The 22,704-nt window shown below is 49.4% G+C and carries 23 protein-coding genes, 1 tRNA gene and 1 pseudogene; 14 read left to right on the top strand and 11 right to left on the bottom strand.

Annotated features, from left to right (window positions below; translation table 11 throughout):
* Nucleotides 1-3: 3 nt before the first annotated feature.
* From ACQY6Y_RS02580 to ACQY6Y_RS02565, 4 genes are all read left to right on the top strand, one after another.
* Nucleotides 4-300 carry a Veg family protein gene (locus tag ACQY6Y_RS02580; protein WP_428378748.1) on the top strand — a complete coding sequence of 99 codons (297 nt, stop codon included), beginning with the start codon at nt 4-6 and terminating at the stop codon, nt 298-300.
* 2 nt (nt 301-302) lie between these two features.
* The gene (gene ispE, locus ACQY6Y_RS02575; protein ID WP_428378747.1) at nt 303-1,211 is read left to right on the top strand and encodes a 4-(cytidine 5'-diphospho)-2-C-methyl-D-erythritol kinase; all 909 of its coding nucleotides are present in this window, start codon (nt 303-305) and stop codon (nt 1,209-1,211) included.
* Nucleotides 1,212-1,397: 186 nt separating this feature from the next.
* The gene (locus tag ACQY6Y_RS02570) at nt 1,398-3,095 is read left to right on the top strand and encodes a hypothetical protein (protein ID WP_428378746.1); all 1,698 of its coding nucleotides are present in this window, start codon (nt 1,398-1,400) and stop codon (nt 3,093-3,095) included.
* A 117-nt stretch (nt 3,096-3,212) separates the two neighbouring features.
* Nucleotides 3,213-3,289: transfer RNA gene (locus tag ACQY6Y_RS02565), tRNA-Pro, on the top strand.
* A 55-nt stretch (nt 3,290-3,344) separates the two neighbouring features.
* Here ACQY6Y_RS02565 and ACQY6Y_RS02560 read toward each other — a convergent pair.
* On the bottom strand, nt 3,345-4,268 hold the full coding sequence (locus ACQY6Y_RS02560; protein WP_428378745.1) for a LysR family transcriptional regulator: 924 nt from the start codon (nt 4,266-4,268) through the stop codon (nt 3,345-3,347).
* A gap of 197 nt (nt 4,269-4,465) precedes the next feature.
* Here ACQY6Y_RS02560 and ACQY6Y_RS02555 point away from each other — a divergent pair, with 197 nt between their 5' ends.
* Nucleotides 4,466-5,455, top strand: a complete 990-nt coding sequence (locus tag ACQY6Y_RS02555; protein WP_428378744.1) for an alpha/beta hydrolase — start codon at nt 4,466-4,468, stop codon at nt 5,453-5,455.
* Nucleotides 5,456-5,903: 448 nt separating this feature from the next.
* Nucleotides 5,904-6,053, top strand: a pseudogene (locus ACQY6Y_RS02550) (DapH/DapD/GlmU-related protein); the annotation flags it as partial.
* 45 nt (nt 6,054-6,098) lie between these two features.
* Here ACQY6Y_RS02550 and ACQY6Y_RS02545 read toward each other — a convergent pair.
* The 5 genes from ACQY6Y_RS02545 to ACQY6Y_RS02525 all read right to left on the bottom strand — a co-directional run bounded on the left by ACQY6Y_RS02545 (nt 6,099) and on the right by ACQY6Y_RS02525 (nt 9,434).
* Nucleotides 6,099-6,932 carry an anti-sigma-I factor RsgI family protein gene (locus ACQY6Y_RS02545; protein ID WP_428378743.1) on the bottom strand — a complete coding sequence of 278 codons (834 nt, stop codon included), beginning with the start codon at nt 6,930-6,932 and terminating at the stop codon, nt 6,099-6,101.
* The gene (locus ACQY6Y_RS02540; RefSeq protein WP_428378742.1) at nt 6,929-7,414 is read right to left on the bottom strand and encodes an RNA polymerase sigma factor; all 486 of its coding nucleotides are present in this window, start codon (nt 7,412-7,414) and stop codon (nt 6,929-6,931) included. Before ACQY6Y_RS02540 ends, ACQY6Y_RS02545 begins: the two co-directional genes overlap by 4 nt.
* A 43-nt stretch (nt 7,415-7,457) precedes the next feature.
* Entirely contained in the window at nt 7,458-7,862 is a 405-nt protein-coding gene (locus ACQY6Y_RS02535; protein WP_428378741.1) for a hypothetical protein, read from the bottom strand.
* A gap of 163 nt (nt 7,863-8,025) precedes the next feature.
* Nucleotides 8,026-8,667 carry a pyroglutamyl-peptidase I gene (gene pcp, locus ACQY6Y_RS02530; protein WP_428378740.1) on the bottom strand — a complete coding sequence of 214 codons (642 nt, stop codon included), beginning with the start codon at nt 8,665-8,667 and terminating at the stop codon, nt 8,026-8,028.
* A 71-nt stretch (nt 8,668-8,738) separates the two neighbouring features.
* On the bottom strand, nt 8,739-9,434 hold the full coding sequence (locus ACQY6Y_RS02525; protein WP_428378739.1) for a hypothetical protein: 696 nt from the start codon (nt 9,432-9,434) through the stop codon (nt 8,739-8,741).
* A gap of 95 nt (nt 9,435-9,529) precedes the next feature.
* Here ACQY6Y_RS02525 and ACQY6Y_RS02520 point away from each other — a divergent pair, with 95 nt between their 5' ends.
* The 6 genes from ACQY6Y_RS02520 (at nt 9,530) to ACQY6Y_RS02495 (ending at nt 15,839) form a co-directional block, all read left to right on the top strand.
* Entirely contained in the window at nt 9,530-10,867 is a 1,338-nt protein-coding gene (locus ACQY6Y_RS02520; RefSeq protein ID WP_428378738.1) for a DUF2130 domain-containing protein, read from the top strand.
* Between the two features lie 131 nt (nt 10,868-10,998).
* A complete protein-coding gene (locus ACQY6Y_RS02515; RefSeq protein ID WP_428378737.1) occupies nt 10,999-11,415 on the top strand; it encodes a peptide deformylase in 417 nt (138 codons plus the stop codon).
* Between the two features lie 32 nt (nt 11,416-11,447).
* The gene (locus ACQY6Y_RS02510; protein ID WP_428378736.1) at nt 11,448-12,542 is read left to right on the top strand and encodes a zinc-ribbon domain-containing protein; all 1,095 of its coding nucleotides are present in this window, start codon (nt 11,448-11,450) and stop codon (nt 12,540-12,542) included.
* A 234-nt stretch (nt 12,543-12,776) separates the two neighbouring features.
* Nucleotides 12,777-14,315, top strand: a complete 1,539-nt coding sequence (locus tag ACQY6Y_RS02505; protein ID WP_428378735.1) for an aminotransferase class I/II-fold pyridoxal phosphate-dependent enzyme — start codon at nt 12,777-12,779, stop codon at nt 14,313-14,315.
* Between the two features lie 165 nt (nt 14,316-14,480).
* The gene (locus ACQY6Y_RS02500; protein WP_428378734.1) at nt 14,481-14,951 is read left to right on the top strand and encodes a deoxycytidylate deaminase; all 471 of its coding nucleotides are present in this window, start codon (nt 14,481-14,483) and stop codon (nt 14,949-14,951) included.
* 9 nt (nt 14,952-14,960) lie between these two features.
* On the top strand, nt 14,961-15,839 hold the full coding sequence (locus ACQY6Y_RS02495; RefSeq protein WP_428378733.1) for a tyrosine-protein phosphatase: 879 nt from the start codon (nt 14,961-14,963) through the stop codon (nt 15,837-15,839).
* Here ACQY6Y_RS02495 and ACQY6Y_RS02490 read toward each other — a convergent pair.
* Nucleotides 15,836-16,444: a sugar O-acetyltransferase gene (locus ACQY6Y_RS02490; RefSeq protein WP_428378732.1), complete on the bottom strand. Its 609-nt coding sequence runs from the start codon at nt 16,442-16,444 to the stop codon at nt 15,836-15,838. The genes ACQY6Y_RS02495 and ACQY6Y_RS02490 overlap by 4 nt on opposite strands.
* A 9-nt stretch (nt 16,445-16,453) precedes the next feature.
* Nucleotides 16,454-17,353 carry an alpha/beta hydrolase-fold protein gene (locus tag ACQY6Y_RS02485; RefSeq protein WP_428378731.1) on the bottom strand — a complete coding sequence of 300 codons (900 nt, stop codon included), beginning with the start codon at nt 17,351-17,353 and terminating at the stop codon, nt 16,454-16,456.
* A gap of 187 nt (nt 17,354-17,540) precedes the next feature.
* Between ACQY6Y_RS02485 and ACQY6Y_RS02480 the strand changes: the two genes are divergently transcribed.
* Nucleotides 17,541-17,966, top strand: coding sequence for a PaaI family thioesterase (locus ACQY6Y_RS02480; protein ID WP_428378730.1), 426 nt, complete (start codon nt 17,541-17,543; stop codon nt 17,964-17,966).
* Between the two features lie 120 nt (nt 17,967-18,086).
* On the top strand, nt 18,087-18,389 hold the full coding sequence (yhbY, locus tag ACQY6Y_RS02475) for a ribosome assembly RNA-binding protein YhbY (RefSeq protein WP_428378729.1): 303 nt from the start codon (nt 18,087-18,089) through the stop codon (nt 18,387-18,389).
* 21 nt (nt 18,390-18,410) lie between these two features.
* On the opposite strand, the gene ACQY6Y_RS02470 is transcribed toward yhbY, so the two are convergent.
* From ACQY6Y_RS02470 to ACQY6Y_RS02460, 3 genes are all read right to left on the bottom strand, one after another.
* On the bottom strand, nt 18,411-19,184 hold the full coding sequence (locus ACQY6Y_RS02470) for a YdcF family protein (RefSeq protein ID WP_428378728.1): 774 nt from the start codon (nt 19,182-19,184) through the stop codon (nt 18,411-18,413).
* 5 nt (nt 19,185-19,189) lie between these two features.
* Nucleotides 19,190-20,401: an NADP-dependent isocitrate dehydrogenase gene (locus ACQY6Y_RS02465; RefSeq protein ID WP_428378727.1), complete on the bottom strand. Its 1,212-nt coding sequence runs from the start codon at nt 20,399-20,401 to the stop codon at nt 19,190-19,192.
* A 114-nt stretch (nt 20,402-20,515) separates the two neighbouring features.
* The gene (locus tag ACQY6Y_RS02460) at nt 20,516-22,618 is read right to left on the bottom strand and encodes a DUF3825 domain-containing protein (RefSeq protein WP_428378726.1); all 2,103 of its coding nucleotides are present in this window, start codon (nt 22,616-22,618) and stop codon (nt 20,516-20,518) included.
* Between the last annotated feature and the right edge of the window lie 86 nt (nt 22,619-22,704).

The raw sequence follows: 22,704 nt of genomic DNA, 5'->3' as shown, positions 1-22,704 counted from the left end.
GTAATGGAAAATGAGATGCCGCCCGTTAACCGGGTAGACCAAATCCGTGACGAGCTCCTTACTCTTCAAGGACATCGTATTAAAGTGCGGGCTAACATGGGCCGCAGTCGTATTGTTGAGCGTTCTGGCACCCTTTTACATGCACATCCGTCGCTTTTTGTTGTTGAGGTAGAGGAGCGTCGTGGTCGTACTGCTCGCCAGTCTTACCAATATGTTGATGTGCTTACCGGTACGGTAGAACTGTTTAATTATGAAACGGGCGAGCGCCTGTTTGATTTCGAGATTCAGCCTCAGGAGTAAGCATGGCTTCGGCGTTGTCATATGCTGCTTCTGATGGTTGGCTTGCATTTGAGGCGCCTGCAAAAATCAATCTGTATCTTGGTGTTTATACAGAAAAAGATGAACGTGGATACCACCGCGTTGATTCAGTAATGACCGCGGTGGATATATCCGACAAAGTGTTTGTTCGGCCTGCAAAAGACCTGTCAGTGAGCTGCGATCCCTCGGCACATGTACCACAGGAGAAAAATACTTGCTGGAAAGCAGCGCAGGCATTTGCAAGCATGTTTTCCTATGACGCATCCGTAGAAATTCATATTGAAAAGCACATTCCATCCCAAGCTGGATTAGGCGGTGCTTCTGCGGATGCAGCTGCCGTATTGTGTGCTCTTTGCGAGCTATCGGGAATTGATACTGCAGATGTGCGTGTGAGCGAGGTAGCGCGTCAGGTAGGGGCAGACGTACCGTTTTTCCTATCTGGAAAGCCCTGTTATTTTGCTGGAGCGGGCGATGTGCTGGCGGAGGAGTTTGCTGCGCTCGATGCTCTTCCCGTTGCGCTTGTGCGTCCGCCTGGACACGGTGTTTCCACGCCGGCCGCTTATGCAGACTTTGATCGCTGCCCTGTTGAAGCTGGTTCGCTCGATGAGATGCTGAGTGCATTGCGTGCAGGTGACACCGATAAGATGGTGTGCGCAGTAACAAACAATCTCGGTCCTGTGGCATGTCGCCTACATGAAGGGTGTGCTCAAGTCTTGAAGTGGTTGAGCAACCAGGACCACGCACTTGTCGCACAGGTGAGCGGTTCAGGCAGCTGTGTCTTTGCCCTCTGTGATAGTTCAGATAATGCAACGCGTATTGCGCAGGCAGCCCAAATACATGGCTGGTGGTCGTGTGCAACGAAAGTACGCGATCATGGTATTTGTCGCATCTAGCTGAGAACTCCTCCGGCTAACGGTTCATAGAGCGGATAAATTTCAACTGGTTTTCAGATGAAGTACAATTACTCAGTCCACTCTTTGTACAAAGGAGAGCCATGAAAAGGTTGTTACCCCCCCCCCTCCTTGCTTACACGTAAATTAATCAGCGGTATTTCTAGGATTTTTTGCATAGCTGCTGTGATGGCGGTCATTCTTGGTTTTCCTGTTCATGTCTATGCAGCAAACGGTACTCCAACACGAGCTACACCTCTTGATATTGATTCGACAACACAGCCCACTGATCAGCTGAATAGTGAAGGGTGGAAGTGGGAGCCCTCAGGCGATGGTACCAGCGGCACTCTCACGCTTCGAGACTGTTATATTCAGACCGAGCTACCGCAAAATTCAAATGTTCTTCATTTTGGGAGCGGATTGACAAACGTCACCATTCATCTTGAGGGTGACAATACCTTGGAAGCCACCAACCAAACTGGCTCCATTTATCTGATTAGTACCGACGCAACAATCACGTTCACTGGCAATGACGATGCATATCTACACCTTGTGACTTCTGAGGAAAATAACAATACATATTTGTACGGTATATATGCAGATGGCATTTCGTTTCAATCCGGGAATATTGAATGCAACGCACAGCTTGCATTTGTTGACCATCGGGTAGAAATATCCGGAGGATCAGTGACTGCAGATGCTTCCCGTATTGGCGGATCTGATGTGATCTATAGCAACCTGGGTCCTGTTGTTTTCTCAGGTGGTGTGGTTGATCTGACAGGACAGCATGCAGGTGTATACATCTCTGGTATAGGCGCGAGTGATTTCAACATGCTCAAGGTGGCTATTACAGGAGGCAATGTAAGTATCCGTGCCACTGGTGAAGCCAGTAGTTACGCCGCTGCTGTTATTGCACGCTATATTGATGTGAACACGAAGAATAATGTTGTGTTGTATGGCACTGCTGCACCGTTTGGAATCTATGATCCGGGCGACCCTGTCGGAAGTCTTACGATTGCAGAAATTGGACCAGAGAGCTCTATTACATGGGCTGAAGACTCAGCCTATGGTCTGTATTACAAATATAACAACACTGTTATTGATATTGCGCCGGCTGATTATGCTGCCGTCAATACTGCGAAAGCTAATGCCGATGCGATTGATCGAAGCCTGTACACCGAACCTTCCCTCAAAGCGGTCGATGAGGCGGTTGCAAAAATCGACAGCAATAAAACTATCTTAGAGCAGGACGAAGTTGATGCTATGGCGGATACCATCAACGAGGCGCTCAATAACCTCGAATATCTGCCCGCAAACTATTCGGCTGTCGATGCTGCACGTACGTCGGCCGATAATCTTGATCGAACTCTTTATACTGACAACTCCCTTGCAGCGTTGGACAAAGCGCTCGATGGAGTACATGAGGGGTTAGACATTACTCATCAGGACGAAGTCGATGCCATGGCGGCGGCCATAAACGAAGCACTCGATAACCTTGAATACCTCCCTGCGGATTATTCGGCTGTTGATGCTGCGCGTACGTCGGCCGATAAGATCGACAGAACGCTCTATACTGCCGACTCTCTTGCAGTCCTAGATAAAGCGCTTAGCGAGGTTCGTGAAGGGTTAGATATTTCACATCAGGGTGAAGTGGATGCTATGGCGGCAGCCATCAATGAGGCGATCAATAATCTTGAAAAGATTTCAGACGTGCAAACATCTACCGATGAGGAGTCTTCTGACATCCAGACAGATTCATCTGAAGAGAATGAAGCCGACGCCCTTCCTGCAACAAGCGATGACACTGTTTCGGTAGTCTCTGGACTTGTTGCGGGCATTGCTGGTGCTCTATGTATTGTCTCTTCACGACGTTTTCAGAGGGATTAGCACAATCATTATCGGATAGACGGTCAATGAACTGCTTTCTATTAATTAATTGACCAAGAAAAGTAAGGTTTCTTGGCAAGGCGCGCGTCGAATCTGATAGGATATATTGTTGCAAAACGGGTTGTGGCTCAGCTTGGTAGAGCGCTCGGTTCGGGACCGAGAGGTCGCTGGTTCAAATCCAGTCAACCCGACCAGGACGTAATGGCCGTCGGCTCTATGCCGGCGGCTTTTTTGCGAGTTTCGATGCTGCTAGTCGCCTTGGGGCTGTCCAGTTTTTGATGCTGCAGCAAACTCCTCAAATCCAATTTGACGCCGTAGTTCATCGAGGAATACTTGAGCTGGCGGTGTTGGAATAACCTTACGCCAAATAATACCTTGTCGGGAAATGAGCGGTGGATCCAGAGGAACAAATGCAATCGATCCGCCAGTATGTGTTTCAAAGATCCCGTCATAGGTAAGCATTATTCCCACGCCCTGCTCTACAAAGTAGCGCCCATTGCAGGGGAGATTGTAATAAGCAACAACATCCATCTGCTCTGCCAACTCTTTTGCCCAATCATGAAACATCTTCGATGCCATTGCTTGACGAGAACAAATAAGAGGTCTGTTCAGTAAGTCGTTTGGCCGCACAGCTTTCTTTTGAGCAAGGGAATCGGCGGCAGGTACAAGTACACCCCAGGTGTCACCGCCTGGCAACTCAAGTACATTCATATCAACATGAGGGCGTACTTCGCATTCCAACATAAAGTCATAGGCTCCACGCGCCAAGTTCTCAAGTAAGTCAGTTGAACTGCCGCTGTAGAGCTGAAAAGTTACATCAGGGTAGCTCTGTCTTACAGCAGCAAAGGTGCGGGCTAGCAGGCTGGTCATGTGCGTCTCTCCAGCAGCAACATGCATGGGACCTGAAACAGTGTTGGCAGGAAGTGCAAGCTCGTCTCGGACCTTATCAGCCAGATCAGTAAATGTTTCGGCATATCGATCGAGGATAAGTCCATGTTCGGTTAGGACAATGCCACGAGAAGTGCGTCGGTAGAGCTCGCGGCCAAACTCTCGCTCAAGCGATGCTAACTGACGGGAAAGTGTGGGAGCTGTAATATGCAGCGCTTGAGCAGCACCTGTAATACTTCCTTCGCGGGCAAGCACGTGAAAGTAATGAAGTGTGCGCAACTCCATGGCCAAAACTCCCAGTAAAAGATCGTCATGTTATATCTCAAAAAATGAGAGCGTTGCCTAAAAGGCAATAAGCTATTTGCATTTTAGGACATTCACTATAGCTGCAGAGCGTCATAAGGTAAAAGAGCACATTGAGTGATGTTGTGTTTGATACATCGCTTTTCCGTTTGCAGATAAACTTATGAAAGGAGTGCACTATGCAGGAGGCACAGCTTAATCTCACGCAAGATTGGGATAAGACCTTTCCAAAATCTGACAGAGTTGATCATTCAAAGGTGACGTTTCATAACCGCTATGGCATCACGTTAGCGGCAGATTTGTATCGCCCTGCCAATGCCGCGAAGGATGCTCGTATGGCTGCGATTGCGGTCTGTGGGCCTTTTGGTGCCGTAAAAGAACAGTGTTCTGGTCTATATGCACAAACTATGGCTGAACGTGGGTTTCTTACGCTTGCGTTTGATCCTTCATATTGTGGCGAGTCGGGTGGAGAGCCGCGCTATATGGCTTCTCCGGATATCAACACAGAAGACTTTATGGCGGCGGTTGATTATCTCAGCTGCCGTGAAGATGTCGACGCAGAGAAGATTGGCATCATCGGTATTTGTGGTTGGGGTGGACTTGCACTCAATGCTGCAGCGCTTGATCCGCGTATTAAAGCTACGGTTGCAAGCACCATGTACGATATGAGCCGTGTCAATGCAAAAGGTTACTTTGATGCGGACGATAGTGTAGAGAAACGCATGGAGAGCAGGCGCGCTTTAGCTGCTCAGCGCACATCTGATTATCAATCGGGAAGCTATAAGCGTGCAGGTGGCGTGGTTGATCCGCTGCCTGAGGATGCGCCCTTCTTTGTTAAGGATTACTACGATTACTACAAGACACCTCGCGGCTATCATCCACGCTCACTCAACTCAAACGACGGTTGGAATATTATTGGCTGCATGAGTTTTCTTAACCAGCCGATTCTTTGCTATGCCAGCGAGATTGAAAGCGCTGTTATGGTGATGCATGGAGATAAGGCCCACTCGTTCTATATGGGCAAAGATGCTTTCGAACAACTCACAGGCGACAATAAATATTTCGAGGTAGTCCATGGTGCGGTGCATACCGACCTCTATGACGGTGGCAGCAATAACGCTATTCCTTGGGATCACATGCAGTCGTTCTTTGAGAGGTATCTTGGATAACACATTATGCGCAAAAGCTGCGGAGGAAATTGGGGTAAGTGAAGCTGTGTTAAGAGCGTTTCTTGCCCACCGTACAGCAAGAGAGTCTATAGTGCCAGGCACAGCAGACGCTGAGGTGCTCCATGCTGGGGCACAACGAGCGCTGCGTCTTACTGTGCAATTGAATGGGGCATATCATACGCCCGATGAGGTGGGCGAACTTTTTGCAGATCTCATTGGTACGGCATCGTGCAACGGCTTTAGCATGTTTCCACCGTTTCATACTGACTTTGGTCTGAATATTCAGGTTGGTAACGGCGTGTTTATCAACAGTGGTTGTCATTTTCAAGACCAAGGTGGGATCTCTATTGGTGACGGCGCATTGATAGGTCATAACGTAGTAATCGCTACGCTTGACCATGATATTGATCCTCACAAGCGAGCAGTGCTTCATTGTGCGCCAGTTACTATTGGAAATGACGTTTGGATAGGTGCAAGTGCAACAATAACGCGGGGCGTTACTATCGGTGACGGAGCTATTATTGCAGCAGGTGCTGTTGTGACGTGCGATGTAGCGCCGCGAACCGTTGTTGGCGGTGTGCCTGCACGTGAGATACGCACTATTGACGAGGCCCTTGCATCCCAGTCCTAAGGCCTGTCAGTTTTATTGCGCGTGATGTTTGCCGCGCTGTTTTGAGTTTGAATGACTGTGTTTGCCGCGCAATTCTTGTGCTCCGGTAGCCTCGCTGCTGCCGGAGCTTGTTGTATCTGTGTCGTTGCTAAGCGAAACATTTTCCCGAGCCGCCAAATCGTAGAGCTCACGCATAGTCATCTCGGAAGCTTCCTCAGGAGAAATGGCAACGCCTGCCTCAACAAGCTGTGTATAGATGCGCCATTTTGCGATGCCCATGCCAGCGTTGTGAGCTTCGGTGCGTTCGTGTGACGATGCATGAGAGCAAACGACCCGTCCGTTGCCGGTTTCAAAGCATCGCATTCCCTCATCTGCAAGTTCGTTGGACCATGCTTGCTCATCACACACAACGGTTATTTCTATTACTGCATCGGAGGACGTGTAGCTATCCATCTCTGTCTTGATGCTGTTCAGGGCATCTTCGTAGCTCATCCAGCGGACATCTGTCTGAGCAAGAATGGCTTCGCCGTCGGCATTAAGAGCCTGAGTATCACTCACAAGACCCAGACGATTGACTCCCAACTCTAAAGAAGGATTGACATCAATGGCTACGTAGGCGGCTGGGGCTAGAAAGTAAAAGCCTCCGCTCACGACAAGAGCAACCACTATCAAACATGCTGCAAGAGCGCCTATCAAGCGAGAACGATGCCTCGGAGGTCGCTTCGTCTGAGTAACAACAAGATGAGGTTTAGAAGTGTTGGCTTCTTCGGCCCGCAAACGCTCAATGCGCTCCCGTGTTTTCTGTGCTACCTCGGGAGGTACATGGACAGCGAGAAATGCGTCATGTACATGCTTTTCGTCGGTCATGAAAGCACCTCCCTGAGCTTGCGCTTTCCGCGTGAGATCCATGAATAGACAGTTCCAAGAGGCATATCGAGCATCTTTGCTATTTCTGGTGCTGAATACCCCTCGCAGAGTGAGAGATACAGCTGTGTTTTGGGCGGATCATCCAGCGCATTGAGGGCATCAAGCGCCTCTCGCAAAGCGTGGATATTGTCGTCAGTGGTGCCAAAGGAGGATGCGCCGCCTGTTTCTATCAGCTCGTCCAACGAGGTGTTTTGCTTCTGTGCGGATTTGAGAATGTCTTTACAGTTATTAATTGCAACGCGAAGTAGCCATGCGCGCGCATGTTCAGCATTTGAAAAATCCGCATCATGCATGGCATAGCTTATGAAGGTGTTTTGGAAAACATCTTCGGCCTCGCTCGGTGATATATATACCAAGCATGCTCGCCATACTGCATCTCCAAAAGTAGCTATAGCTTGTTCTATGTCATGAGACTCTCGCACCGTGGGCCATTCTCGCTTGGCTTAGTAATAAAACTGTTTGCTTCTATCGACAATTATGATGCTGTCGCTGAGCTTGCCCATGCCGAACGCCAGACTGGTGGTTTCCATGGCGCCTGACATTGGTGCTTGTGGTGTCTTGACTGTTCTTGGAGCTGTTATTTGCTTTGTTGTTTTGCGGGCAAGAAGAGCTGTTGCACTGGTCGCAGATGCCGTCATTGTCGTTGTCAATAAACCCGGTACAACCGGCATTTTTACAGTGGGTGCCGGGAGTGGTGCAATATGCTCCGGAAGTAGTGCCGCTTCCTCCGTTTGTGCGACCCCAACCTCTAGCAAGAGCAGGCGTGGCTACAAGGGCAAGCAAAACAGCAAGCATTGCACACGCGCCAACAATACGTTTGATGAGGTTTTTCTTAGGTTGGTTGGTAGGGGAGCCATGCTTATGAAACATACGAAGCCTCTTTCTCACGGTGCCTTGAAGTAAAAATCGTGGCCACTTGTTATAGATACGAGTGAGAGGCTTCAATCCATGCAGGCTTGTTGAAATTATTTACTATTTGCTGGCGATACAGAGACAAAACAGAGGTTGGATAAGCCGAGCATTGTTCGTTTGTTTATGCTTCCGTTCCGTCGACAGGGGCTCTATCAACAGGATTCTTGATAAGGGCGTCAATCATGGCAGTGAGACCCTCCACCATCATAGAAAGTGGCATGGAAGGCGCTTTACCTGAAAGCGCATCTGGTTGTGTTGAAAGGTAAGGCACATGGATAAACCCGCCGCGCGCGTTGGTGTGTTTCGTTGCGAGCAGATGGAGCAAACCATACATAACTTCATTGCAGCAGTATGTTCCGGCAGTGTATGAAACTCCCGCAGGTATGCCCGCTTCCCGGGCAGCTTCTGTCATAGCAAATACCGGAAGCGTAGAAAAATATGCATCGGGGCCATCTTCTACGATGCGCCCGGTTGGCTGATTGCCGTCATTATCGGGGATACGAGCGTTCATATAATTGATGCCAACAAATTCGGGTGTGATTTGCGTGCGGCCACCGGCCTGGCCTACGCATACAACAGCATCGGGGTTGTATTTTTCTAACGCTGCGGCAATACAATCGATGTCTTTTCCGAAAGCAACAGGTATTTCCATCTTGATAATGTGCGCATCACCAAGCGCATCGGGAAGCTGCCGAACAGCTTCATAAGAAGGGTTTATCGCTTCGCCACCAAAAGGCGCAAAACCAGTTACGAGAATCTTCATGCAGTAAACCTCACAAACTGTTTTTTGGAATTAGAACATCCATAAGACAGCACGCTACTTACTATAGGGATTTAGGCGGACCCCATGATTGAGCCATTGAAGTATTGAATTACCAGCAGCATACCGGCAAGACTCGCCACAAAGATAAGCACGCCAAGACCGCAAAGTATTTTTCCTGCATGCTTGTGAGGAGCTGCATATAAAACAATGCCTCCAAGAGCTGTTATAGCCCCGCCGATACTCAGACCAAGCATGCAAAAGCCTTCCCAAAAAGTAAAAGCCGGCATGGCCTGAGCAGATACGTGCTCGTAGTGGTAGTAATGCAATAAGCGGGGATCTCCCGTTGCCATCATGTACACCGCTGGGGCCGAGAGTGCTACAAAAACAACAACGAGCACGATGCCCACTAAAGCCGTGCGGAATGAAAAGCGAGTGGAATGATGCTTGTTCTGGATAGAAGGTGTTGTTGCAAAGGAGAAAAGCGCTCCGTTGTGGTGCACGATGCAGGCAAGCATGGCGCCAATACTGGCAATAAAGAAAATGAGTCCCAGGATGGTAAGAACGGAGTAGTTGGTAATAAGCAGTCCTGTGCTCAATCCGCATACGATGAGGCATACTCCGGTTTCTTTTGCCAATTGTGGTCGTTCTGCCTCTGGTGTGGTGGCGTAATGGTAGGAGTGTAAGAGGTGATAATTGCCTGTTACCAGCATGTATATGCCGAGACCGACAATGAACAACATCACCAAGACCATAAAGACATATTTCATATCTTTGTCCTTTTGACAGGTCAAGACTTGCTGTAGACGAATTGCAAAGCAGGATAGTACCCTTGGATGCAAAGTCAAGGGTTTGGAGGCATGCTATGGGCGAAATTACTTGTCCCCAATGCGGAGCCGTATTTAAAGTTGATGAAACGAGCTACGCCGAAATTGTTCGCCAAGTGCGCGATGAGCAATTCGTTCGTGAAGTGCATGAACGTGAACAGGCGCTCAAGCGTGAACATGAAGCAGCGCTGAAGTTGGAGCACGAGCGGGCTGCGCATGAGCTGCAAACAAGCGTAGAGACAACCCGTCATACTTATGAAACAGAGCTCACTGAGCGCGATGCAAAAATAGCTGAGCTCTCTGCCAAGATTGAGACGCTTACCTCACAACAATCCACTGAAGTTGAACTAGCTGTTGTTCGAGCAACGCATCAGATTGAACAAGAGCGCGATGAGGCACGCTCTCAGCTGGCTCAAGAGCGTGCCGTCCACGAATCGGAGCGAAAGCAGCTTCAAACCGCCCATGCATTAGAAATTGAACAGGAGCGCAAAAACAATGCAGCGCTTGTTCGATATAAGGACGAGGAGATTGAACGCCTGCGCGATATGAAAGCACGTCTCTCAACCAAGATGGTGGGAGAAACGTTAGAGCAGCATTGCGAAACAGAGTTTAATCGTCTCCGCATGACGGCATTTCCGCGCGCTTATTTTGAGAAAGATAACGACGCATCTTCTGGAACGAAAGGCGATTATATTTTCCGCGAAGCCACCGAAGATGGCACTGAAGTTATCTCTATCATGTTTGAAATGAAAAACGAGAACGACACTACGGCTTCAAAGCATAAAAACGAGGACTTTTTTAAGAAGCTCGACCATGACCGTAGGCAAAAAGGATGCGAATATGCAGTGCTCGTTACCTTGCTTGAGCCAGAGAGTGAGCTGTACAACACCGGTATTGTGGATGTGAGCTACCGCTATCCCAAGATGTATGTGATTCGTCCACAGTTCTTTATCCCTATGATTACGCTTCTGAGAAATTCGGCTATGAATGCCCTTTCTTATCGACAGGAGCTTGCAGAGGCGCGTCGTCAAAACATTGACGTTACCAACTTCGAAGAGAAGATGAATGAGTTCAAAACGGGTTTTGCGAAGAACTATGACGCAGCACACCGTCGTTTTGAAACAGCAATTTCTGAGATAGACAAGACGATTGACCATCTCAACAAGGTAAAAGAGAATCTTTTAGCGTCCGATCGCCAGCTGCGCTTTGCAAACGATAAGGCCGATGGACTTACTATCCGAAAGCTCACATGGGGCAATCCAACCATGAAAGCGGCATTTGATGAGGCGAGAGATGCGCAGCAAAAGAGCGTTTCTTCAGAAGTCGCCCCTGATTTAGATGAAGCTGTGGAGCCTGACGATATTATGCAACCCTGAAAATGCAGCTCGCTACGGTAAATAGCTTTCCGTTTGGGCTATTGCGAAGCTGAATGGAGCGTTTGCTATGGTACCGTTTGTCCCATCCCTTGTACGTTTTCTCTTTTGAGAGTTCGAAAGAAAGGTCAGTAATGATCAAGGAGCTTATCTCCGACGAGGAAGTTTTGAGCAAGCCTGCTGAGCCTGCAGGCGTGGAAGATGCAGATCTTGTACAAGACCTGCTTGATACTATGGCATCCCTTGATGATTGCGCTTGTCTTGCAGCCAACCAGATTGGTGTTGCCAAGGCGGTCATTGTGTATCAAACCGACAAACATCCTCATGTAATGCTCAATCCCAAGCTTGTTGCGATGGTGAAGCCTTACATGGCTATGGAGGGTTGTCTCAGCTTGAAGCGAGAGACACCTGTTAAGCGTTTCCAGCTCATTCGTGTGAGCTATGACACCATTGTTGACGGTAAGTTGGTTTCGCAGACACGCAAGTTTACGGGTTGGACCGCTGAGATTATTCAGCATGGTATTGATCACTGTGCAGGTGTGCTCGTGTAAGTATTTTTTACTAAGTGAATAAAGGAGGCTGGATGTTCTGTACAAAATGTGGCGCCCAAAATGCGGATGGTGCAAAGTTCTGTACAACGTGCGGTGCACCGCTTGGAAATTCTGAAACTGCTGCAACGCCTCAGCCTAGCACTGAAGCATCGCAGCCTCCTATTGAGGGCGATAAGACATCTGTTCAAACCATCTCCTATGATGTCTCTTCGCCATCGAATGCCGCTGCTAGTTCGTCGCAAACCTCTGGTTCTCAAGAGCCGCCTCAGTCCTGGCCGGACAAGGGCGATTCTCATCAAAACTCAAACGGAAAGAAATCAAAAAAGACTGCGATTATCGTAGCGATTGTGATAGTTATTCTCGTGGTTATCGCCACGGTGGTTGGCCTTACTATGGCCGGCATTATTTCTTTTGGGGATAACGCAACAGAAGAGGTTGCAGTAGAAGAGGCAGCTACATCGGACGATGCATCCGAGAAGTCGAAGGATGAAGAAAAGGAGTCAAGCAAGAAGCGTTCATCTTCCGACTCCTACCTCGAGGCAGATTTTTATGATTGTGACCCCGAAGAACTTCAGAGCTCGCTTGAGGACCTTGGTCTCGAATTAAGCGACGTTTCTGCTGTTGGACCTTCTGATGGTAGTAACGATAATCCTGGAACACTCTTTGCAACCTTTACAGGGGAAGCATCTGAGGATTTACCAGGCCTTAAGGGCGATGAAATTGAAATTACCGTTGGAATAAATCTGACTGACGACGAACAGTTTTCATACGATTCCTATGGACTTGCAGACAATCCGGTTGATTCACTTGATGAGCTTTCTGACAAATGTACGGTAAGCAACGTGGTTTTTGCCTATGAGTCAGATGTATCGAAAGATGAGTTTGTTTCTATCATGAGCGATATTATTGATACATGCTCGTTTGATAAGCCCTCGTATGCTTCTGCAAGTGATGATGAGTTGCTTGATGAAGCGGTAGATGAGTTTAAGCTGAGCTCCGAAAACGCCCACATAGAAAGCAGCTATGTCGGAGATGTGCTCTATCTCTCCGGCTCTGACTGGTCAATAAGCATTATGGGCGGAGATGAGCTTGGAGGTACCTTCGTCGACTTCGATCTTTATATGTAACCTCGTGTTAGAAATGCTTTTCTGAGAGGAGGGGGCTTCTGGCTCCCTCTTTTTTGAGCTAGGGATGTACGTCAGCGCAAGAAGACCGCTCACCAGAAGAGTTCAATTTGTTCAGAAGTTCAAAATAAATCATGAGAAAACTGTGCTAGAGTTTCCAGAAATTGAACTGATAGAGAGAAGTTCAATTTGAACCGGCTCTTTGGTATGAAGAATTCAATTTGAACCGAGGCGTCTATGGAGCAAGAGAAGCATAAGACATTTGCTGACCGCATGCGCCAGGCTATGACCAAACGAGATTTGAAACAGTCTGATCTCATTCGGATTGCATCACAACGAAATGCTCATCTGGGGAAAAGCCAGGTGAGTCAATATCTCAGTGGAAAGGTGCTGCCGCGTCCAGACTCGCTCAAGTTGCTTGCAAGCCTTTTAGAGGTAAGCCCAGAATGGCTTCTCAACGGAGAGAAACCCGCTGCTAGAGATAAACGAGCACACGAGCGGCTTGAGACCGCACAAACAATCCCTTCCACTTCCACTCCAAGAGAAAGTAAGCCAGCTATGCGTACCTTTAAGAAGTCTTCCAAGCTCGACAATGTGCTCTATGACGTCCGTGGACCTGTGGCCGATGAGGCGGCTCGCATGGAGAGCGAAGGCCTGCGTATTCTCAAGCTCAATATTGGCAATCCTGCGCCATTTGGTTTTAGAACACCAGATGAGGTTATTACCGATATGCGCCAACAGTTGCCCGACTGTGAGGGCTACTCCGACTCTCGAGGTCTTTTCTCTGCTCGCAAAGCAATAATGCAGTATGCACAGATTAAGAATTTGCCCAATGTAACGATGGATGGCATCTACACCGGTAATGGCGTTTCCGAACTCATTCAGCTCTGCATGAACGCCTTGTTGGATACGGGCGATGAGGTGCTCATCCCCAGCCCCGACTATCCACTTTGGACGGCATGCACCACCCTTGCGGGTGGTACGCCAGTTCATTATGTCTGCGATGAAGAGGCTGAGTGGAACCCTGATATTGCGGACATGGAGTCTAAAATTACCCCGCGTACCAAGGCTCTTGTCATCATTAATCCCAATAATCCAACGGGTGCGGTCTATCCACGCGAGCTTCTTGAGGAGATCGTTGAGCTTGCTCGTCGTCATCAGCTTATGATTTTCTCAGACGAGATTTACGATCGTCTGTGTATGGATGGGGCAGAGCACATTTCAATTGCGTCGCTTGCGCCAGATCTGCCTTGTGTCACATTCTCCGGCCTGTCAAAGAGCCATATGATTGCTGGCTATCGTATTGGTTGGATGGTGCTTTCGGGCAATAGGCGCAGCATGCGCGATTTTGAATATGGCGTGACCATGCTCTCTAACATGCGTCTTTGCTCGAATGTTCCCGCACAGTCCATTGTGCAAACAGCCCTGTGGGGCTATCAGAGCGTAGAGCGCTATGTAAAGCCTCATGGCAGGATTTATGAGCAGCGCAACTATGTGTACGAGGCGCTGAATAGCATTCCGGGCATTAGTGCGGTGAAGCCCAAGGCGGCGTTTTACATCTTCCCCAAGATGGATGTTAAGCGCTTTAACATTACTGATGACGAACAGTTTGCACTCGATTTGCTCCACGACAAGCGCATTCTTATTACTCGTGGTGGCGGATTTAACTGGGGTGCACCTGATCATTTTCGTATCGTGTATCTTCCGCGTATGGAAGTTTTGCATGAAGCAATGGATGATCTGGCCGATTTCTTTGCATACTATCGTCAGGAATAATTAAGCTTTGTGCAGGGTATGCGTCATTGCGCTCATAACAAACTGCTTACGCGAGCTTTTCGGAGTCCTTGCTTGCGAGTTGCTGCTGGTTGCGCCATTGTTGGATAATAGGTCGTTGTGCTCCCAGCGCCAAAAAGGCGCATACCGAGCCTGACTGGAGTAACTATGCCCGATAAGCGTACAAATGTAATCACCTGGGATGAGTTCTTTATGCGTGTTGCAATTGCAGCACAGCTTCGGAGCAAAGATCCAAATACGCAGGTGGGCGCCTGTATAGCAGACACAAATCATCGTATTTTATCGGTGGGCTACAACGGCACGCCATCCGCTTTGAATGACGACGATTTCCCCTGGGGCGTTTCGGATGATCCGCTTAATGATAAGCACAGCTATGTGGTGCATGCAGAGGCAAATGCCGTGCTCAATTACCGCGGCTCTCTCAAAGATTTAAGTGGGGCCACGGTGTACGTTACGCTGTTCCCTTGTCATGAGTGTGCCAAGATCCTTGCTCAGGCAGGTATTGGCGAAGTGGTTTATCTGGATGATAAGTACGAAGGGACCGACGACAACCGAATCTCAAAAAGGATTTTTGAGTCTTGTGGCATAGCGTTTCGTAGTATGACGGTTGAGGGGTAAGGCGAGTGCATGCCTGCGAGCGCCCAGACAGCCCCAGAAGTCTTTTTGCAAAGAGCCCGCGAACTTGTTGAAGCTGACCCTGGCCGGGTTTCCGGATTCGATGTTTCCTTTAATATGCGCGATTTGGGTGGTCATGCAACGGTTGATGGCCGGCGTGTAAAACATGGGCTGCTTTTTCGCTCTGGTGAGCTTGCTCGTGCCGATCACAACGAAATGCTGGTAATAAGCTGTATAGGCTTGAAATACGTGGTCGATCTGCGCACCAAGGCGGAGGCCGCCGCAGCTCCCGACCCCCGATTGCCCGGCGTTACTTCGGTTCGTATTAGTGGCTATTTAGATCGCAATGGTAAGGAAGTCGATCTTTCTCCTGGTCGTGCGTGGCGTCTTATTCTGAAGCCTCGACATCGTTGCTCATCAACAACGCGCAATCCTGAGGCAAGTTGGGAAGCGTCGATGGTGGCAGGCGTGTACGCATCGCTTGCCTTCGATAATGTTGCCTTCCGTGAGCTGTTTACGCTGCTTGAAGATGACGACGTGCCGCTTCTTTTTCACTGTTCGGCAGGTAAAGACCGGTCTGGCGTAGCAGCAATGCTTATCCTGCTTGCCCTTGGTGTATCGCCAAAAGATGTTGTATCCGATTTTGCACTGTCAAATGCTTACCGAGCTTCAAATATTATGGGGGCACTTCAATCGCACCCGCTTCTTGCACGTCTGCCGCTTGGCAACTTTATTCTGTGTGCTAATGAGGGTGTGATAGAAGAATGCGGCCATCGCATGATTCGCGAAATCGTACACGCATATGGAACGCTCGAACGCTTCTTTGAAGCGGAGTATGGCCTTACGGCAGAGCGGTTATCGGCGCTGCGCGATCGCTATTTAGAGGATTAAACAAAGAGATTAAGCTCTTCGCGGTCCTTCTCATCAATTGAGCGATGAACACGACAAGGTGCTCCAAAAGCAACTACATTAGCTGGTATGTCATGAGTGACAACGCTGCCTGCTCCAATGACGCTGTTCTCGCCAATGCTCACACCTTTGCAGATGGTGGCATTTGCACCAATCCACACATTGCGCCCTATGTGAATGGGAGCGGCGCATGAAACACCTGCTTCTCTCTGAGCAGGGTCGAGCGCATGGGATACGGATGCAATAACGACGCCCGGCGCAATCATGACGCGATCTCCAATGGTTACAGGGGATGAATCAAGAATGGTGACGCCATAATTGAGAAAGGCAAACCCTTCGAAATGAATATTAAAGCCGTAGTCGCAGCGAAAAGGCGGCTGGATAATGGGTTTACCTCCTGGGGCAAAGAGCTCCTGAAGAATGGCTGTGCGCCCCTCCATATCAGCGCAATCGGTGGAATCGTAACGCTGGCAAAGACGGCGTGCGCGCGTTTGCAAGGCAATCGACTCAGAACTGACCGTGCCTATCCAGCCTTCTTCTGAGGTGAGAGTGGCATATAACTCTTGAGAATCGGAGGAGCTCAACATAGCTGTTCCTTACATACGCTGATCGAGCCAGAGAAAATTCATAAGGCTTGGAGCAAGAGCGCCCCAGCTCTCTTCATCTGATCCACCATTTTTTTGAATGGTTACATAGATGCTGGCATTTCGCGCAGAAAGCAGCTGAGCGATTTTAGTAGCAGCGCGTGTTTCGGGGCTATCGCGCACAATGTGAGAACTCGTGGCAGTTGCAGCCAGATCACGCTCGCCCCAAGAGAGAAAAACACGGGTATCGGGGCTAATTTCTTGAGATAAAAGCTCTTTGGTTAGCAGGTGGTTGCTGTCGCGCAGGTCGCAAGAAAGGCAACCCGCCTTTGAAAAGACTTCGTTATGGCCAAAAACGGCGTGAAGGGCAAGAATGCCTGTGCTGCCCGCCCCCACAATAGCCGTAGCTTCACGGTGAGACCACGTGCGCAGTTTTGCGTCGATATGTGGTTTGATCCTTTTTTCGATGAGGTCAACCGGATCTGAATTGTCGGCGGTAGTTGCAGGAATGCCTGTCTGACGTTCAAGAGCAACAACAATCATGCGTTTGCTCCAGTTATCCAAAAACTGCTCAAGGCGCCAGTTGGGAAGTGTTTTAAACGGTTGAACCTTTGTTTTGTTTTCGGGTTCTTTGGTACTTTGCTGAGCTTTTGCAGGTTTGGTACCAGCGCGCTTTTTTGGTTTCTCTTCGTCTACAGGTGCGTTATTTGCAGGCAAAGCATCTTCGGATGCTTTTGCACCGTCTGCTTGAGGAAGAGATACTTCCTGTACCGGTGAAAAGAGATTTGTGCCATCGAGCACATAGGTTACCGGATAGCGCTCGTTTGAATCCCAGTAGTCATTTGGTAAGTACACCTGGATCTGACATGTGTCATTTGGTGGCCAGAAGCGTTCGTCTCGTGTGACGACCATTGTGCTCCCTTCCAAATGCCCTGCGCTATTCGTTTTACTTTATCGTATCTTGGTATCCTCTGATGCTCTCGTCGAGAGCAAAGCCGGTAGATTTCGACAAGCGCCTGATAGTCGGTGTAAATTTGTGTTGGCTTTGTGTCTGGCCTTTGAAAGACATTGTTGCGAACTGAGGAAAAGAGGAAGCGATATGACAAAAAAGGGGCTTGTTGCGGCAGATGCTTCATTGGATGAAGTTCGAGAGACCTTTGCGCACGACCTCTTTGCAACGCAGGCATGTGGCTGCCAGATTGAAGAGGCATCATATGGTCATGCCGTTTGTTCGTTTGAGGTAGCGCCCGTTCATAAAAATGCCTCAGGAGGTGTTATGGGCGGAGCTATTTTTACGTTGGCGGATTTTGCGCTTGCCGTGGCTTGCAATATGGGGGAGACGCCCACGGTTTCGGTGAGTAACTCCATTGAATTCATGTCTGGTTGCCGAGGCACACGACTCATTGCTCGCGCTGATGTAGACAAATCGGGCCGATCGCTCGGTTTTTATACCGTGGATATAACTGATGAGTTGGGCACCCAGGTTGCTCGTATGACAGCAACGTGTTTTCGCAGGGCAGAGTAGAAAAGCAACATTGTATAATGCCAGCTCGAATGCAGACGATAGTTGACGAAGTGTACTCTGCAACCCAGAGGTTCTTTTGAGAAACGCTTTTTCAGCTCTGAAATAAGAAAGCGAGAAGTTATGGCGCTCACAGGTAAACAAGTTAGACAGCTCAGGAGTCTTGCACATCATCTTGATCCAGCGGTGCTTATCGGCAAGAACGGCGTTGTAGAGGGAACCGTGCATCTGGCGGCAGAAAGTCTTGAGGCACATGAGCTCGTAAAGTGTGACGTGCAGGATGGAAGCGGGCTTACTGCCCGTGAAGCAGGCGAGATTCTCGCCGAGCGCCTGGGAGCTGATCTTGTGCAGGTCATAGGTCGTAAATTTGTGTTGTATCGTGAAAGTTCGCGCAAAGATATTAAGCATATAGAGCTTGAGCGCTAGGTAAAAACTGCAAAGAGCTTGCTAAATATTGCCCGTAAGTTTGTTTTTCACAATGCCCAAGCACTCACGAAAAACATTGTTTGGTAAATACCAGGGCGTTGAATATGCTGCGATTCCGAAAGCATGTTCAATGCCCTGTTTGCGTGCAATGGCGAGTGCACGATAGACGTGAAAATCATTTGTCACGATGCCGAAAGAGAAATCTCGATAAGGGCAAGCGTGGTCTTTGTCAGACGTCTGTTCCAGGATAGTCTGCATAGAGAAACGAAGATTCTCAACCGTGGTTGTTGAGGTGCTTTCATCTAAGATTCGTGAAGAGGCTATGCCCTGCTGAGTGAGGAAGGCATGCATGCAGGCAGCTTCGCTGCAAGGCTCGTTTGCACCTTGTCCTCCAGAGACAACACAGCGTGTAGATGGGTTTTGTTTGAGATAGTGCACTGCACTATCCAAACGATAGCGCAGTGCATAACTTGGTTCGCCAGAGGCGCGTACTTGTGCCCCAAGCACGATGAGAAAGTCCAGACCAGCAGGCACGTCTTGATGGGCGGCGTGCATAATTTTGAGACCAAGCACGACGAAAAAGATGCAAATAACCGCTAAACCCAGAGCTACAGCTCCGCCAATCCATGCTGGAAGCATCTCCCAAAAACCCAGATAGATGGAGCAGCCCAAGGCGATACATGCCGCACCGATGCCATACCAAACGACAAAGAAGTGCACACCAGAATGTATGGCCATAACGGTTGCGCCGTATGCCACCGAGAGTATGCCAATGAGGATAAGAAAAATACCCATGCGAATTACTCGACGCCTGTCTCCAGCGTGTCGCGAATTGCAAGAATAAATCCTTCAGTGTCGAGCGTGGTGGGATTGGGCAGCGTAGTGATGCGCGCTAAATCTCCCGTCATTCGCCCAGATTCAATGGTCTTACGTGTGGCTTGCTCCAGGCGATTGGCAAAGTCTACTAGGTCGGGCAGCTGGTCAAGTTCACCGCGCTTACGCAAAGCACCTGTCCAAGCAAAAATAGTTGCGACTGAATTGGTGGAAGTGGACTCACCCTTGAGGTGTTTGTAGTAATGGCGCTGTACTGTTCCGTGAGCAGCCTCATATTCACGCGTACCATCTGGCGCTACGAGTACAGATGTCATCATGGCGAGGCTGCCGAAGGCCGATGAGAGCATGTCGCTCATGACGTCACCATCGTAGTTCTTGCAGGCCCAAATAAAGCCACCCTCAGCTTTGACAACACGTGCGACAGCATCGTCAATAAGCGTGTAGAAGTATTCAATGCCAGCCTCTTCAAAACGGCTGCGATATTCATTTTCATAGGTGTCGGCAAAGATGTCCTTAAAGCGATGATCATACGTTTTTGAAATGGTGTCTTTCGTGGCGAACCACAGATCTTGCTTTGTGGAGAGGGCATAGTCAAAACAGCTTCGCGCAAAGCTTTCAATTGAAGAATCGAGGTTGTGAGTGCCCTGTACAATGCCGGGTTCGGTGAACTGGTGGATGAGCTCACGCTGCTCGGTTCCATCTTCGGCTGTGTAAACAAGTTCAACTTTACCGGGGCGATCGATGCGCATCTCGGTATTGCGATATACGTCGCCATAGGCATGACGTGCGATGGTAATAGGCTTCTTCCAAGAGGTAACTACCGGCTCAATGCCGCGAACTATGATGGGCGTGCGAAAAACCGTACCATCGAGCATGGCACGAATGGTGCCATTCGGGCTTTTCCACATCTGCTTCAGCCCATACTCTTCAACGCGTGCGGCATTGGGAGTGATGGTTGCGCATTTGACCGCTACGCCCAAACGACGGGTTGCTTCTGCGGATTCGACGGTAACGGCATCGTCAGTGCGATCGCGGTTCTCAAGACCTAAGTCATAGTATTCGGTCTTGAGGTCAATATAGGGCAAAAGCAAGTCATCCTTGATCATTTGCCAGATAATGCGGGTCATTTCGTCGCCGTCCATCTCTACGAGCGGCGTCGTCATTGCGATTCTGGCCATGAGGGCCTCCTTGCTCGATAAGTGTTTACGCATGCTTTGGGGAAGCTGCGCCAATACCGTCAATTGTAGCTGCCTTGCTCGGCTGTCGAGCAAGGCAGAAATAAACTAGAAAGGTTAGAGAACCTTTTCTGGGGAGAGCCATGCGGGCTGTTCGGCGCTTATCACACGAGCGCAAGCATAGGCCTTTGCAAGCGAGATTACGGAAACGCCCTGGTAGTTGCCAGATGGTTGACGGATAAGTACCAGTGCACAGTCAGCGTTTTTGTCATCGATCAAACAGATAGGCAAAAGCAGGCAGATGACATTTCTGATGGGGTCATAGGCTGGTGCTGCTGTTCGATAGCTCACACGACAGCGGAGCAATGCTGCATTGCAGGCATCGTCAAGCGCATGAACGAGACGGCGATAGGTACCCGGATCGGACTTTATGGCGTGAGACAGCGTATGAAGTGCCTTGGTGCGCTCCTGCTCAGAGCTTACTTTTTCGGTGTTGATAAGAAGCTCTGTGAGAGAACTGTTGCCTTCAAGCTGTTCGTTCAGGAATGCGCGAGGAAGACGTCCAAGCTGTTCGTTAACGATGCGCTCTGAATCGATAACAACAAGTTTGCCCTGTTCAGGACAGACATCGCTGAGGGTGGAAAGATAGGTGGGCGGCAAAGGAACTGGATCGAGGGATGCGGCGAGACGCATGCCTAGCTCACCCGAGCCAACACAGGCAAACCCTGCAAACTGCCATGCAATATCACCAGCGTGCGGCTCAAAGCAGGCGTATACATCGGTGCCAAATGGAGTTAGTAAGCCGGTATTAAATGCAGCTAAAGACTTATCCGGGGCTACCCCGAGAGCACCACTTAATTGTGCTCGATGAAAAGTCGCGCACAGATAGTCGCGCAAAATACCGTAACGTCCTGAAGTGCTCGCTGTTTGACCTGGATAGTTCCAGCGCTCTGGCGCAACCATGGCAGCAAGCCGGCCAAGCAGGGCATCCCACGAGCCGATAATGGCAAATTGAGCAAATTCACGTACGGGACTGGGCGCTGCAGGAGAGCCAAGCGGTTGCAAAGGAGCAAAATCTGTCCAGGCTCCATCGTCGGAATTTGGAAGTCCTTCGAGGCCAATGGCTTCGTGGGTTCCACCTGTGCCATCGTCGCCATCTATGTAGGCGAGACTCCAGCGCTTGCCTGCAACAGGTCGAGCGGTGCGTCGTAAGGTAACTTCAACCGGTGCCGATCCGTCTTCGCGCAGGTAGCGCAGGGGGAAGGTAACTTTGCTTCGCGTGCCGGAAAGCATGCCGGTGGATCGTGCAACACGCCAATCTTCGTCGAGAAGCGCCATGATATCCTCATTGAGTGGCAGCACGCGGTACAGAAGCGCAAGGGTGGCGTCTTTGCAGTGCACATCTGTCGAGAAGAACTGCGGTAAATCTGATTGCAGCTGTACCGGTGGTGTGCCCGCAGGAGAGCTATGTACATCAAGGTAAACGGCAGGCTTTGCTGGTTCCTCTACAGGAGCAGTTGGTACTTCAGGGACAGGCTGCTCTACAGAAGTGGAAACCACTTCAGAAACAGGTTCTTCTGTAGAAATGATTGTCTCTTCAGCTGATATTTCAGAAGTCGGTTCTTCTGAGGGTGTGAATGAAGTTTCAGGGGAAGATTCTGGCTCTTCAGAAGGTGCTGCAGGCTCTTCTTGCGTGTCGTCTGTATCAACAGCAAGGAGCTCTTTTAGTGTGAGAGCAGTGTGGGACGGCTGTTCGATTTCCGGCTCATCAGACTCCTGCTGTTCAGGCGCAGGAGCTGTTGTTTCTGTGTTGGATTCTTGAGAGGTTTCTGATGGTTCGGTTTTAGTAGCGTGGGTAGCCTTATGGCGTGGTCGTACGGGTTTAAGAGCTTTGGCCCCACGAGCGCGTTTCCAAGGTTTGCCCTTTTTGGCAGCCTTATCCTCAGAGGAAGATTCGCTCTTTTCTAGAGCAGTGTCATATTCAGCATTTGCAACAACTGTGGCAAAGATGCGGCCGCCTTTAAAGCGCGTAATACGGATAAACTCCGAAAGATTTTCTAACAGCTCTGTTGTGTCTGTGCAGTCGAGATCTTCTGGAGCAATCTGGTCTGATGCAAGCGCTTCTTCAACTCGCGTCAGCGAAGCCTGGTGGCCAACTCCGAGCTCATTCTTTAAGAGACGATAGAGATAAATGCTATTACCTGCGGAGATATGTGCCATCATGGTTCCTTCCTTAGTTATTACGTTCTAGGGTACTACCAAGGACTGCTTCAATTGGACTGCAAAATACTGCGAAGAGGTACAAC

It is taken from the genome of Olsenella sp. Marseille-QA0557 (assembly GCF_965119725.1).
Taxonomy (GTDB): Bacteria; Actinomycetota; Coriobacteriia; order Coriobacteriales; family Atopobiaceae; genus Coprovicinus; species Coprovicinus avistercoris.
The sequence above is the reverse complement of the archived record's forward strand: the minus strand, read 5'-3'. Positions and strand labels throughout refer to the sequence as shown.

What these genes read in the sequence shown, in the direction of transcription:
- ACQY6Y_RS02580 (WP_428378748.1), top strand. Translation starts at nt 4, where the DNA reads ATGGAAAATGAGATGCCGCCCGTTAACCGGGTAGACCAAATCCGTGAC.
- ispE (WP_428378747.1), top strand. Translation starts at nt 303, where the DNA reads ATGGCTTCGGCGTTGTCATATGCTGCTTCTGATGGTTGGCTTGCATTT.
- ACQY6Y_RS02570 (WP_428378746.1), top strand. Translation starts at nt 1,398, where the DNA reads ATGGCGGTCATTCTTGGTTTTCCTGTTCATGTCTATGCAGCAAACGGT.
- ACQY6Y_RS02560 (WP_428378745.1), bottom strand. Translation starts at nt 4,268, where the DNA reads ATGGAGTTGCGCACACTTCATTACTTTCACGTGCTTGCCCGCGAAGGA.
- ACQY6Y_RS02555 (WP_428378744.1), top strand. Translation starts at nt 4,466, where the DNA reads ATGCAGGAGGCACAGCTTAATCTCACGCAAGATTGGGATAAGACCTTT.
- ACQY6Y_RS02545 (WP_428378743.1), bottom strand. Translation starts at nt 6,932, where the DNA reads ATGACCGACGAAAAGCATGTACATGACGCATTTCTCGCTGTCCATGTA.
- ACQY6Y_RS02535 (WP_428378741.1), bottom strand. Translation starts at nt 7,862, where the DNA reads ATGTTTCATAAGCATGGCTCCCCTACCAACCAACCTAAGAAAAACCTC.
- pcp (WP_428378740.1), bottom strand. Translation starts at nt 8,667, where the DNA reads ATGAAGATTCTCGTAACTGGTTTTGCGCCTTTTGGTGGCGAAGCGATA.
- ACQY6Y_RS02525 (WP_428378739.1), bottom strand. Translation starts at nt 9,434, where the DNA reads ATGAAATATGTCTTTATGGTCTTGGTGATGTTGTTCATTGTCGGTCTC.
- ACQY6Y_RS02520 (WP_428378738.1), top strand. Translation starts at nt 9,530, where the DNA reads ATGGGCGAAATTACTTGTCCCCAATGCGGAGCCGTATTTAAAGTTGAT.
- ACQY6Y_RS02515 (WP_428378737.1), top strand. Translation starts at nt 10,999, where the DNA reads ATGATCAAGGAGCTTATCTCCGACGAGGAAGTTTTGAGCAAGCCTGCT.
- ACQY6Y_RS02510 (WP_428378736.1), top strand. Translation starts at nt 11,448, where the DNA reads ATGTTCTGTACAAAATGTGGCGCCCAAAATGCGGATGGTGCAAAGTTC.
- ACQY6Y_RS02505 (WP_428378735.1), top strand. Translation starts at nt 12,777, where the DNA reads ATGGAGCAAGAGAAGCATAAGACATTTGCTGACCGCATGCGCCAGGCT.
- ACQY6Y_RS02500 (WP_428378734.1), top strand. Translation starts at nt 14,481, where the DNA reads ATGCCCGATAAGCGTACAAATGTAATCACCTGGGATGAGTTCTTTATG.
- ACQY6Y_RS02495 (WP_428378733.1), top strand. Translation starts at nt 14,961, where the DNA reads ATGCCTGCGAGCGCCCAGACAGCCCCAGAAGTCTTTTTGCAAAGAGCC.
- ACQY6Y_RS02490 (WP_428378732.1), bottom strand. Translation starts at nt 16,444, where the DNA reads ATGTTGAGCTCCTCCGATTCTCAAGAGTTATATGCCACTCTCACCTCA.
- ACQY6Y_RS02485 (WP_428378731.1), bottom strand. Translation starts at nt 17,353, where the DNA reads ATGGTCGTCACACGAGACGAACGCTTCTGGCCACCAAATGACACATGT.
- ACQY6Y_RS02480 (WP_428378730.1), top strand. Translation starts at nt 17,541, where the DNA reads ATGACAAAAAAGGGGCTTGTTGCGGCAGATGCTTCATTGGATGAAGTT.
- yhbY (WP_428378729.1), top strand. Translation starts at nt 18,087, where the DNA reads ATGGCGCTCACAGGTAAACAAGTTAGACAGCTCAGGAGTCTTGCACAT.
- ACQY6Y_RS02470 (WP_428378728.1), bottom strand. Translation starts at nt 19,184, where the DNA reads ATGGGTATTTTTCTTATCCTCATTGGCATACTCTCGGTGGCATACGGC.
- ACQY6Y_RS02465 (WP_428378727.1), bottom strand. Translation starts at nt 20,401, where the DNA reads ATGGCCAGAATCGCAATGACGACGCCGCTCGTAGAGATGGACGGCGAC.
- ACQY6Y_RS02460 (WP_428378726.1), bottom strand. Translation starts at nt 22,618, where the DNA reads ATGGCACATATCTCCGCAGGTAATAGCATTTATCTCTATCGTCTCTTA.